The organism is Nonomuraea angiospora (assembly GCF_014873145.1).
In the GTDB taxonomy this organism is placed as follows: Bacteria; Actinomycetota; Actinomycetes; order Streptosporangiales; family Streptosporangiaceae; genus Nonomuraea; species Nonomuraea angiospora.
The window spans coordinates 84,888-96,978 of sequence record NZ_JADBEK010000001.1; the positions used below are offsets into that span (position 1 = coordinate 84,888).

9 protein-coding genes are annotated in these 12,091 nt (G+C 73.3%); 5 read left to right on the forward strand and 4 right to left on the reverse strand.

The genetic code is table 11. From position 1 onward, the window contains the following. Position 1 precedes the first annotated feature (1 nt). The 4 genes from H4W80_RS59950 to H4W80_RS00365 all read left to right on the forward strand — a co-directional run bounded on the left by H4W80_RS59950 (position 2) and on the right by H4W80_RS00365 (position 6,585). Positions 2 to 2,041 (forward strand): sugar ABC transporter ATP-binding protein, encoded by a 2,040-nt coding sequence (locus H4W80_RS59950; protein ID WP_225963161.1) that lies wholly within the window; start codon positions 2 to 4, stop codon positions 2,039 to 2,041. After that, on the forward strand, positions 2,034 to 2,993 hold the full coding sequence (locus H4W80_RS00355) for an ABC transporter permease (protein ID WP_192783201.1): 960 nt from the start codon (positions 2,034 to 2,036) through the stop codon (positions 2,991 to 2,993). Before H4W80_RS59950 ends, H4W80_RS00355 begins: the two co-directional genes overlap by 8 nt. After that, the gene (locus H4W80_RS00360; protein ID WP_192783202.1) at positions 2,990 to 3,943 is read left to right on the forward strand and encodes an ABC transporter permease; all 954 of its coding nucleotides are present in this window, start codon (positions 2,990 to 2,992) and stop codon (positions 3,941 to 3,943) included. The genes H4W80_RS00355 and H4W80_RS00360 overlap by 4 nt, the downstream gene beginning before the upstream one ends. A gap of 89 nt (positions 3,944 to 4,032) precedes the next feature. Beyond that, positions 4,033 to 6,585, forward strand: coding sequence for a serine/threonine protein kinase (locus H4W80_RS00365; protein ID WP_192783203.1), 2,553 nt, complete (start codon positions 4,033 to 4,035; stop codon positions 6,583 to 6,585). Here the strand turns inward: H4W80_RS00365 and H4W80_RS00370 are convergent. From H4W80_RS00370 to H4W80_RS00385, 4 genes are all read right to left on the reverse strand, one after another. Beyond that, entirely contained in the window at positions 6,564 to 7,496 is a 933-nt protein-coding gene (locus tag H4W80_RS00370) for a pirin family protein (protein WP_192783204.1), read from the reverse strand. The two genes, H4W80_RS00365 and H4W80_RS00370, sit on opposite strands and share 22 nt — an antisense overlap. Before the next feature lie 45 nt (positions 7,497 to 7,541). Further along, entirely contained in the window at positions 7,542 to 8,663 is a 1,122-nt protein-coding gene (locus tag H4W80_RS00375) for an MBL fold metallo-hydrolase (RefSeq protein WP_192783205.1), read from the reverse strand. A 162-nt stretch (positions 8,664 to 8,825) separates the two neighbouring features. Continuing rightward, positions 8,826 to 9,557 (reverse strand): DUF3152 domain-containing protein, encoded by a 732-nt coding sequence (locus tag H4W80_RS00380; protein WP_225963162.1) that lies wholly within the window; start codon positions 9,555 to 9,557, stop codon positions 8,826 to 8,828. Between the two features lie 62 nt (positions 9,558 to 9,619). Further along, positions 9,620 to 10,858, reverse strand: coding sequence for an NAD(P)/FAD-dependent oxidoreductase (locus H4W80_RS00385; RefSeq protein WP_192783206.1), 1,239 nt, complete (start codon positions 10,856 to 10,858; stop codon positions 9,620 to 9,622). 149 nt (positions 10,859 to 11,007) lie between these two features. On the opposite strand from H4W80_RS00385, the gene H4W80_RS00390 reads away from it, so the two are divergent. Then, complete coding sequence (locus tag H4W80_RS00390; RefSeq protein WP_192794432.1) at positions 11,008 to 11,964, forward strand: hypothetical protein; 957 nt, start codon at positions 11,008 to 11,010, stop codon at positions 11,962 to 11,964. The last annotated feature ends 127 nt before the right edge of the window (positions 11,965 to 12,091 follow it).

The following is a 12,091-nucleotide window of genomic DNA, read 5'->3' on the forward strand; positions in this document are numbered from 1 at the left end:
CTTGGAACCGGTTCTCGAGGCCCGGGGGGTCAGCAAGCGCTTCCCCGGCGTACTCGCTCTCGACGGCGTGTCCCTCGCCCTCCGCCCGGGCGAGGTGCACGCCCTCGTCGGCGAGAACGGCGCGGGCAAGTCCACGCTGATCAAGGTCTTCACCGGCGTGTACCGTCCGGACGGCGGTGAGCTGCGCTACCAGGGCGCTCCCGCCGTCTTCGGCACCCCCATGGAAGCGCAGCGCGCCGGGATCTCCACCATCTACCAGGAGGTCAACCTCGTCCCGATGATGAGCGTGGCCCGCAACCTGCTCCTCGGCCGCGAGCCGCGCGGCCGCTTCGGGGTGATCGACGCGACCGCGATGCACGGGGAGGCGCAACGCGTTCTCGCCGGGTACGGGGTCGCGACCGACGTCCGCCGGCCGCTGCGCACCCTCGGCGTCGGGGCCCAGCAGATGGTCGCCCTGGCCAGGGCGGTTTCGGTGGACGCGCGGGTGGTCATCATGGACGAGCCCACGTCCTCGCTGGAGCCGCGGGAGGTGGAGACGCTGTTCGGGGTGATCCGGCGGTTGCGGGACGCGGGGATCGCCGTCATGTACGTCAGCCACCGGCTGGACGAGCTGTACCGGGTGTGCGACCAGGTGACGGTGCTGCGGGACGGCCGGGTCGCCCACTCGGGGGCGCTCGCGGAGGTGGAGCGGCTGCGGCTCATCTCGCTCATGCTGGGACGTGACCTGAACGAGGTCCGTACGGGCGGCCTCACCCGCTTCTCCCGCACCCGCCACCGCACCACCGGCCTCGCACCGTCCCCGCCGGGGCCGGCGGCGTCGGTGGGGCTCGCTGCGCTGGAGGAGTCGGCGGCCGTGGAGGGGGCTGCGGCTTCGGTGGGGTCCGATGCGCTGGAGGGATCGGTGGCTGCCGACGAGGGGCCTGCGGTGTTGGGTCGGTCTGCGCCGCCGCTGGGGCTTACGGCGCCGGAAGGGCCCGCGGTCTCGGCCGGCTCTGCGGAGCCGTCGGCGGACCCGGCGGCGTCGCCGAGGCGTGCTGCGCCGTCGAAGATCACGGCGCCGGAGCGGCCTGTCGTATCGGGAGGACCTGCGGCGTCGTCGGAGGGATCTGCGAAGCCGGCTAATCCTGCGATGCCGCCAGGGCACGCGGTGCCGGCGGGGCTTGAGGGCGTGCCCGGTGCCGGTGCTTCGGTGACCGGCGGCGCCTCGGCCGGCCCGCCGCTCGGGTCCGACGGGCCGGGCGTGGTCGAGATGAGCGCTGGGGTGGGAGCCCCGGTGGTCGAGGCGCGAGGGCTCACCCGCCGTCACGTTCTCGACGGCGTGAACGTGGCCATCGCGCCCGGTGAGGTCGTCGGGCTGGGCGGACTGCTGGGCGCGGGGCGGACCGAGACCGCGAAGGCCATCGTCGGCGCGCTCCCGCTCGACGGCGGCCAGGTGCTGGTGGCGGGCCGGCCGCTCAGGAAGGGGACCAAGGCGGCGATCAGGGCGGGGGTGAGCCTGCTGCCCGAGGACCGCAAGGCCGAGGGCATCATCCCGACCCTCTCGGTACGGGAGAACATCGCGCTGGCCGCCCTCCCCACTCTGGGTACGGCAGGCGTGGTGTCCGATGCGAAGATCGACCGGGTGGTCGAGATCTTCATGCGGAGGCTGAGGATCAAGGCCGCGTCGCCGCATCAGCTGGTGTCGGAGCTGTCCGGTGGCAACCAGCAGAAGGTGCTGCTCGCCCGCTGGCTGGCCGTGCGTCCCAAGGTGCTGCTGCTCGACGAGCCCACCCGGGGCATCGACGTCGGGGCGAAGGCCGAGGTGCAGGCGCTGATCGACGAGCTGGCCGAGGAGGGGCTGGGCGTGCTGCTGATCTCCTCCGATCTGGAGGAGCTGGTCGAGGGCGCCGACAGGATCCTGGTGCTGCGCGAGGGCGCGGTCGTCGGGGAGCTGTCGGGCGACGAGGTCACCGAGGAGAGGATCATGGCGACGATCGCGGAGCACACGGCCGCGAATGAGGTGGCCGCGGGGCAGGCGGGCGAGGAGCGGGGCGATGGCTGAGCTCACCGTGCAGGGGCGCGTCGCGGTGCTCAAACCGCGCGTGTTCGCCTGGGTCCAGGACTACGGCGTGTACGCGGCGGTGCTGGCGCTGCTGCTGTTCAACGTGCTGTTCACCCCGCACTTCCTGGACGCGGCGAACTTCCGCACCCAGCTCGTCCAGGTCACCCCCATCGTGATCGTATCCCTCGGGATGGCGCTGGTGATCGGCACCCAGGGCATCGACCTGTCGGTCGGCTCGGTGATGGCGCTCGCGGCCGCGCTGGTCGTGCTCTATCTCGGGTACGGCTGGCTGCCCGCGCTGATCGTGGCCGTGGCCGGAGGCGCCGTGGTCGGGGCGGCGGGTGGGGCGCTGGTGGCGTACGTCGGAGTGCAGCCGATCGTGGCCACCCTGGCGCTGCTGGTCGGTGTACGCGGCCTGGCGAACGTCCTGGTGCCGCAGCTCGTCGAGTTCCGCAACCCGGACCTGATCGCGCTCGGCAGCAGCTCGGTCGCCGGGATCCCGGTCATCGTGCTCATCGCGGCGGCGCTGACGGTGGTCGTGCTGTTCGTGGTGCGGCGGACCACGTTCGGGCGGCAGGTGGTGGCGATCGGCGGCAACCGGTCGGCCAGCGAGCTGTCCGGGCTGCCGGTCAAACGCGTGCTCCTGACCGTCTACGTGATCTCGGGGCTGCTGGCGGCGCTGGCCGGGGTGCTGGCCACGGCCCGGCTGCAGGCCAGCGACCCCACCTCGCTCGGGCTCTTCATCGAGCTGTCGGCGATCACGGCGGTCGTGGTCGGCGGCACCCCGCTGACCGGCGGCCGCATCAGGGTGCTGAGCACGGTCATGGGCGCGCTGCTCATGCAACTGCTGTCGGCCACGCTGATCAAGCACAACCTGCCGCAGTCGTGGACCCAGATGGTCCAGGCGGTCATCATCCTGGCCGCCGTCTACGCCACCCGGGAGCGCCGATGAACCGTGAACAGGTGAGCCGCATCCTCCAGCAGCACGGCGCCATGATGGTGCTCGGCCTGCTGGTGATCGTGGGCAGCCTGGCGTTCGACTCGTTCGCCACGCCGGAGAACGCCGCCAGCGTCGTCGTGTCCTCGTCCTTCCTGGCGATCATCGCGATCGGGATGACGTTCGTCATCATCAGCGGCGGGATCGACCTGTCGGTGGGCTCGCTGTTCGTGCTCGGCGGCGTGCTGGCCGCGTACGGGTCGCAATACGGGCTGATCGTGGCGCTGCTGCTGCCCCTGGCCGTGTGCGGGGTGGTCGGCCTGCTCCAGGGCCTGGTCATCGCGCGTACGGGGATGGCGCCGTTCATCGTGACCCTGGCGGGGCTGCTCGGCGTGCGCGGGCTGATGCTGGCGATCTCGAACGAGGGCGCCACCACCTATCTCGTGAAAAATCGGGCCTTCGCCACCCTCGGCCAGGGCGAGCTCCTCGGCCTGTCGTACCCCGTCCACATCACGATCGTCCTGGCCCTGCTGGCGATGGTCCTGCTGCAACGCACCGGCTTCGGCCAGAACGTCTACGCCATCGGCGGCAACGAACAGGCGGCGGCCTTCATGGGCGTCCCGGTCGTGCGCACGAAGGTCTACGTGTACGTGATGTCCGCCCTCCTCGCGGGCCTGGCTGGGGCGTTGAACGCCGCCCGGCTCTCCTCCGGGGTGACGATCCTCGGCATCGGCCTCGAACTGGACGCCATCGCGGCCGTGGTGATCGGCGGCACGTTGCTGACCGGGGGAGCGGGCGGCATCACCGGGACCGTGGCCGGCGTGCTGCTGCTCGGCGTCATCCAGAGCCTGATCAACCAGGTCGGGAGCCTGACGTCGGCGTTCCAGCAGGTGGTGAGCGGGATGTTCCTGGCGCTGGTCGTGGTGGCGCAGCGGCTGCTGAGCAAGGCGCAGCGGCTGACGTGAGGGCGAGCCGCCTGCGCCGCCGCGCGGGCGGGAGAAAGGCTCACGATCGATGCTAGCCGTTTGCAAGATTCGCCGCTCATAATGCGGCCATGCCGCCGATAACTGAACTCAGAGCAGGAGATCCCTCCGGTCTCGGAGGCTACGAGATCCGGGGACGGCTGGGAGAAGGCGTTCAGGGTGTCGTCTATCTGGGCGTCGACGAGCGGGGGAGGCAGGCGGCCGTCAAATGGCTGCGGCCTGAGCTGGCGGGTCACGGGGCGGCGGCGGAGCGGTTCGCCAGGGAGGTGGCGGCGGCGCGGCGGGTGGCGCCGTTCTGCACCGCGAAGGTGCTGGACAGCGGCGTCCACGAGGACCGCCCGTACATCGTCAGCGAGTACGTGGACGGCCCGGCTCTGGAGCGCGCGGTGCGTGAAGAGGGACCGCGAACGGGGCCCGCGCTGCACCGGCTGGCCATCGGCACCGCCACCGCCCTCGCCGCCATCCACCAGGCCGGCATCGTGCACCGCGACTTCAACCCCGGCAACGTGCTGCTGGGCAGCGAGGGGCCAAGGGTGATCGGGTTCGGCATCGCCAGGGCGCTCGACGTGAGCTCCGGCGACACGACCGTGCCCGTGGGGGATTCGGCGTTCCCGGCGCCCGAGCAGCTCCTCGGGGATCCCGCCGGGCCGGCGGCCGACCTGTTCGCCTGGGCGTGCACCATCGTCTTCGCGGCCTCCGGCGCGGGGCCGTTCGCGGCCGGCAACCTGCCCGCGACCGTGCAGCGCGTCCTCAACGCCGAGCCGGACCTGGGGCGGTTGACGGGCACGTTACGCGATCTGGTCGCGGCCTGCCTGTCCAAGGACCCCGCCCGCCGGCCGACTGCCGAGCAGGTGATCCACCGCCTCCTGGAGCACCCGACCTCGAACCCGGACGTCCTCCACCAGGCCGCCGCCACCTTCGGCGCGACCCCTCCGACGAGCGGGCCTTCTCCGGCGGCCGGTGCCCCTCCGGATGGTGGGGGTTCGCCAGTGGGCGGCGCCGCTTCGCCGGGTGGCGGTTCTCCGGCGGGTGGGTGGTCGCAGGCAGGCGGGGCGGCTTCGCCTGGCGGTGCCAGCTCGGCGAGTGGTGAGGTGCCGCGTGGTGGTGCGGGCTCGGCGGGTGGCGAAATGCCGCGTGGTGGTGCCGGCTCGGCGGGTGGCGAAATGCCGCGTGGTGGTGCGGGCTCGGCGGGTGGCGAGGTGCCGCGTAGCGGTGACGGCTCGGCTGGTGGCGGGGTGCTGTCCGGTGCGGAGCCGGTGGGAAGCGGGGGCTCGGGGGGTGGGGGGTCAGCGTGGCGGGCGCCGGGCGGTGATCGGGCCGGTGGGTCCGGGCCGCAGGCGTGGGCCGGGCAACCGCCATATTCCCAGCCGCCGTATCCCCCGCCGCACCCGCCGGTCCCGCCGGCTCCGGGGCAGTATCGGCCGTTGGGCGGAGAGCAGCCGCCGCCGCCCGCCGTCCGCCCGGGTTTCGAGCCGCCCGCTCCCTTCCAGCACCCAGGCACACCCCCCAGAGGCATCCCGTACGGCGGCCCGCCCCCACCCCCGACCGGCGGCAACCGGAGGAACTGGTTGATCGGCGGCGCCATCGCGGGCGTGGCGCTGGTGGCGGCGATCGCCATCGTCGTCGTGACCGTCATCAACCTGCCGCCCAAGCCGCAGGCGCTCCCCACACCCGTTCCGGCGAACACCACGACGAGCCCCACCGCGTCCCCCGTCCCGACCGCGAACCTCACCCCGGTCCGGCTCCCCGACACCGACGCCACCGTGTACGAGAGCCCGGACGACCCGGTCAGGCTGACGACGTACATGGTCAGGGACGCCAAGTCCAAGGACTGGGTGTACTACGCCCGCGACTCCCTGACGGGAGGTTTCACGAAATATCGGGACCAGTGGGAGAGCATGCTCTCCCCGGACGGCCGCTACCTCGCCCAGCGCGGCAAGAGCTTCACCGACCACTACGACTCCGTGGTGATCACCGACAAGACGACGGGCGAGCGGTTCTCGGTCAGGACCTCGCGGCAGCCGCTCAGCGCGTACCTCCAGGCCTGGTCCCGCGACAGCACCCGCGTGCTGGTCAACGTCGGCAACCCCGTCAAGGACACCTGGCAGTCGACCGGCTTCGCCATCGTGGACGTGACCACCAGGAAGGCCAAGGTCGCCTCCCTCAGGGAGAGCTCGCTGAAGAACGTCAGGTACGGCTTCGACGACACCGACACCGGCGTGGTCGCCATGTCGGTCGACGCCCAGCAGCAGGCCCTGCGCTTCTTCGACGCGAGCGGCCTGCGCGTCCGCCGCATCCCGAACGTGGGCGCCGGCATCGCCGACGAGCTGTTCTCGCCGTCGGGCGGGCGGTTCGTCACGAACTGCCCGGGCCTGCAGAGCGGCAACAACTGCGTGTACGACAGCCGGACCGGCGCCGAGGTGAAGCGGATCGAGTCGGCCTGCGGCGGCCTGGCCGCCTGGTTCGACGACGATCACCTGTTCTGCTGGGTGCGCCCGGACGCCGCCTCCGGCCGGCAGCAGGTGCAGGTGATCGACTTCACCGGGACGATGGTGCGCCTCCTGGCCGAGATCCCGACCAGGGGCGACGACCTCGAGGTCGTCTACACGTTACGGAAGGGCTGACGCACCCGGCCGCGCGGCTTCAGCCGCGTGGTGGGCAGGACGGGCGCGGGGAGCGGCGCCCCGTCGAACCCCTCGACGGCGCCGAACCCCTCGCCCTCCATCCAGTCCTTGCGGAACGCGGCGATCTCGTCGTGGGAGCGGCCGACGAAGTTCCACCACATGACGATCTCCTCGCCGAAGGGTTCGCCGCCGATCAGCAGGACCCGGCCGCGCCCCGACAGCCGCAGCGCGGAGCGCCCCGGCGGCAGGTAAACCAGCGGCCCCGCCTCCAGCCGCTCGACCGCGCCGTCGAGCAGCAGCACGCCGTGCTCGAACCCGGGCGAGAGCGGCACCTCGCACGTGCCGTCCACCGTGATCTCGGCCCCCACCAGCGGGCTGAACGCGGTGGCGGGCGATTCGACCCCGCCGAGCGACCCCATGGCGACGATCGCCTCGAACCCGGGCCCCGCGAGCACGGGCAGCGCCGGATGGTGTTCGAACGCGGGCCCGGTTTGCCGGTGCTCGCCGGGCAGCGCCACCCACAGCTGCACCCCGTGCAGCACCGTCTCCGGCGACTCCTCCGAATGGGAGATGCCCCGGCCGGCGGTCATCAGGTTGAGCTGGCCGGGGCGGATCTCCTGCAGGCTGCCCAGGCTGTCGCGGTGCAGCACCTCGCCCTCGACCAGCCAGCTCACCGTCTGCAGCCCGGTGTGCGGGTGCGGCGGCACCCGCATCGTGGCGCGCTGCGGCCCGTAGGCGTCCACGAAGCACCATGCGCCGATCAGGCGCCGGTGCACACCCGGCAGCGTCCTGCTCACCGTCATCGCGCGAGGCCCGCCCAGCGGCACCTCGCGTCCCATCAGCGCCTCGCCGTCCGCGCCCGCCTCGGCGCCGCAGCGGATCTCCTGCGGGTCAAGCTCCAGGTTGCTCACGCCATGACTGTACGGGCTGCGAGACGCGCGGAAGGCGGGCAGGGGTCACCCGAGGAGCTCCCACCAGCCCTCCACCACCTGGGCGGCGGAGGTGTCCACGGCCTCGCCGGGCCGGGGGACGACGATCTTGACATCGCGGGCCTTGGACTCGCGCCACAGCCGCTCGACCGGCTCCGACCACGGGTGCAGGGCCAGCGTGAAGGTCGCCCAGTGGACGGGGAGCAGCAGCGACCCGCCGAGGTCGAGATGGGCGTTGACGGCCTCCTCCGGGTTCATGTGGATGTCGGGCCAGGCGGGGCTGTAGGCGCCGATCGGCATCAGCGTCAGGTCGAACGGCCCGTGCGCCGACCCGATGCCCCGGTAGCCCTCGAAGTATCCGGAGTCGCCCGCGTAGAAGACCCGCTTGTTCGCCCCGGCCACCACCCAGGATCCCCACAGGGTGTCGTTACGGGTGAAGGCCCGGCCGGAGAAGTGCCGGGCCGCCGTGGCGACGAAACGCAGCCCCGCCACCTGGGCCTCCTCCTCCCAGTCGAGCTCGATGATCCGGAACGCCGGCACGCCCCACCGCTCCAGGTGCGCCCCGATGCCCAGCGGCACCAGGAACGGGGCCTTCTGCGTCCTGATCAGCGTGCGCACGGTCGCCAGGTCGAGGTGGTCGTAGTGGTCGTGCGAGATCGCGATGGCGTCGACCATCGGCAGCTCGCCGAGCTCGACGGGCATCGGGTGGTGCCGCTTGGGGCCGACGAACTGCGAAGGGGAGGGCCGCTTGCTCCACACCGGGTCGAACAGCACCCGCCTGCCCTCGATCTCCACCAGCGTCGAGGCGTGGCCGTACCAGATCACGCGCAGGCCGTCGGCGGGCGGCGGGGTGGACGGCGGGACGCGCAGCGGGATGGGGCCCGCGGGGCGGCGCTGCTCCTTGTTCTTGGCCAGCTCGCCGAGCAGGCCGGCGGGCGGGGCCGTCATCATGGTGGTCGGCTCCGGCATCGGGTTGAAGAACGTGCCGTCCCTGAACTGCGGCGAGCGCCGCATCCGCGCCGCCCGGTCCGGCCCCGACGTCAGAGGCCGTACGCCCAGCTCGGCGGGGACCTCGCGCAACGCCCAGCCCGCAGCCGCCAGGGCCACGCCGCCCGCGAGGACCCGCCGTGCCGTACGCATTCCTGCCATCAGCCACACTCCCCTGGAAAGTCTGTGCATCCCGCTCAACCGAGCGGGATTCCCCGGTGTTCCCGTCCTACGATATATCGCGATAGGTCAGGCTGCTTCGATCATTTCGCCGACGCTCCCCAGCGTGCGGCGACCTCATCGACCGGAAGAACCTACCGGTCGTCATCCTCGCGCCTCGCGGCAGCCCCTGCCGTCATCAGGCGGGGTGTCGCCGCACCCGGGTTCACGGCCCCGGTCGGGGAAGGGCCACGGATTGGGGCGGCAGCGGTCCAGCGACTTCGACTGCTGGGTCATGACGGGGGCGAGCCGCCCCGGCCCGGGACAGGGCTCGTGGCCGTGCCCCAGGCCGTGCCCGACCTCGTGGCTGATCAGATAGGCCCGGTACGCGGCCAGGTCGCCGCGGTACTGCGGGACGCCCTTCGCCCAGCGCAGGGCGTTGATGACCGAGCGGGTGCCGTTCCAGCAGGACAGCTCGCCCCCGGTGCGCAGGGGCTCGCACTGGAGGGTCGTGAGCAAGGGACTCGACAGGGCGACGCGGACCTGCACCGGGCCGTGGTCGACGCGTTCGAAGCGCGCCCAGCCGCGTACGTCGTTGAGCACCCGATGCACGTCGGCGGCGAACACGGCCGGCTCGAACGGCAGGCCGGCCTCCACCTCCACCAGATACCGCACCACCTCCCCGGACCCCGGCCGCGCGGGCGCGCCGCCGGGCACGACGTCGTACCGGCCAGAGGCGGCGTACGGGACCCACACCTCCTTGGCGGGCGGCCGCTTCCTCGGCGTGGGGGAAGGCCGGGGCGGGCGCGGCGGGGGCGGGGGCGCGGGTGCGGGCACGGGCGCGGAGGCGCAGGACGTCATCAGCAGGAGCAGCATCAAGAGTGCGAGCAGCGGCAACGCGGCCTCCCCACGGCGTCACGGTGGGGAGGAATCCGATGGTACGTGAGTGCTTGCTGGGATTATCCGACGGCGGGCGCGTAGGGCGTGATGTCGATGGGCGGCTCCTCGCCGAGGGCGAGCGCGGCGGCGATCTCGCCGGTGAACGGGCCCGCCGTCAGCCCGTAGGCGCTCAGGCCCGTCGCCACCACCACGCGCCCGGTCAGCGGCCCGATGAGGGGCGAGCCGGGGGCGTACACGGGGCGCAGGCCGACCCTGGTCTCCGCGACGGTCGCGTTGAACAGCCCGGGCGCCACCCGCAGCCCCGCCTGGATCACCTCGTCCAGCCCGCCCAGCGTGACCCGCGGGGCGAACCCCACGTCCTCCACGGTCGCCCCGATCACGACGCGGGAGTCGGGGAAGCCCAGCAGGTACGGGCCCACCCTCGGCAGCACGATCGGCCACCACGCGGTGTCCACGCCCTCCAGCGTCACGTGCATGATCTGCCCCCGCCGGGGGAACACCGGCAGCTCCACGCCCAGGGGCCGGCACACCTCGCCCGTCCAGGCCCCGGCGGCCACGATCACCATGTCGGCGTCGAGCGGCTCGCCCTCGCCGGCGAACCTGCGCGCCCCCATCGGCACGGGAGGCTCGGCCGCCCGCGCGGTGGGCGCCCCCTGCCGCCAGGAACCGCCCTGGTCGAGGGGCTCCTCGGGCACGCCCGCGGCCGAATGGGCCGGGATCCACGGCTCGCCCTCGGAGGCCGCCTCGCCGGCCAGGGCGTGCATGAACACCTCGCCGCCCGGGGTGAGCCGCGCGGCGCCCACGCGGACCTCCGCCCCCTGCGCCACGGCGGCCCGCAGGAGCTCGTCGCGGACCGAGCAGCCGTCCACGCGCGCCGCGCCCGGCACGAGGATGGCGCTCAGGTCGTCGGACAGCGGCGGGAACAGCTCGGACGGGGTCGCCACGTCGACGACGTCGCCCATCTCGGGCGCGCCGGCGTGCCGGCGGCGCAGCAGGGCGCGCACCGGCTCCAGGTCGGCCGGATCCGCGGCGACCAGCAGCGCGCCCACCTTTGCGTAGCCGATGTCCTCGCCCAGCGCCTCCACCAGCCCCGGGTAGCGGCGGGTGCCCTCGCGGGTCAGCTGGTACCAGTCGTCGTCCTCCGGGTGGTCCACCCACGGGCACACGATGCCGGCCCCCGCCTGGGTGGCCTCGCCCGGATATCCGCCGTCCACCACGGTCACCGCGGCGCCCCGCCGGCTCAGGTAGTAGGCCGCGCCGGCCCCGACGATGCCGCTCCCGATCACCACAACACGCATGTGTCCCATGATCCCAGTCCGGCCGGCCTCGGCTGCTACGGGGATCGCCCCCTTACCTACCGCATACCCCCGCGCGGGCGTCTCAGTGCACGGCCACACGGTCCAGGACAGGGGCTGGCGCGCGCGGTCCGGAGGGCTATGGTCAGCGCATGGACCTCGCCGTCACGAACATCGACCTGCCGTGGCCCGCCCGGGTCGCCGCGTCGGACGGGACCACGGTCTGGTGCTCGGCGGCCGGCCGGATGCGGGTCTACACCGCCTCCGGCGCCCCGCTGGACGGCGGCGAGGCGGTGCGGCTGCCGGAGCTGAGCTCCCTGGCGGCGGTCCCGGCTACGGTGCCGCGTACGGCGGGCGTGCCGGGCACGCTGCCCGAGACCGTGATCGTGCCCAGGACGTTCGCGGGGCCGCCCCACCTGGGCTCGTTATCCGAGAGCCCGCTGCGGGGCACGCTGGCGGGGACCGCGCAGGGCCGGGTCCACTGGCTCGACCCCGCCGGCGCCCCGCTCGCCACCGCACCCCTCAGCACCGGGCCCCTCAGCACCGGGCCCCTCAGCACCGGGCCCCTCAGCACCGGGCCCTTCGACGGCCGCGTGCTCGCGGGCGGCGGCGAGATCTGGGCCGTCGGCGCGGAGCGGGCACGCAGGCTGACCGCGCCCGGCGACCTCGGCGAGCCCGTGGAGTTACCCGGCCTGGACCGGTGCGCGGTCGAGGGCGAGCGGCTGTGGTGGACGTCGAAGCGGGACACCCTGGTGCGCGGCGGCCCGAGGGAGGTGGACCTGTGGACCCGCGAGCGCGGCGGCATGACCGTCTGCGCGGGCTCCCTGTGGATCAGCGTGGCGGGCGGTCTGGAGCGGGTGTCCGCCTGGTCGGGGGAGCCGCGCCGGTTCGTGAAGCTGCCGAAGGGGCCGGTGCCGTTCCTGGTCTGCGCGAACGGGGTGCTGGCGGGCGGGGAACGCGACCTGTTCGTGCTGGACCCGGCCGCGGGGGCCGCCGCCCGCGTGATCCGGCTGGGCCTGAAGACCCGCCTGGCGATGGTGGTCGCGGCCGGCAAGCACATCTGGGCCTTCCCCGCCGACCGCCCCCAGGCCCTGATCGTGCCGCTGTGAGAGCGAACGGCCGGCGGCGAGCTACGCCTTCGACCGCCCTCCGACGCATCAGCGGATCCTCAAGTCGGCTCGCCTGAAGCATCCGGTCAGGCGAGCATCGGACATCGGATGCGGGGCCGGCGTGTCT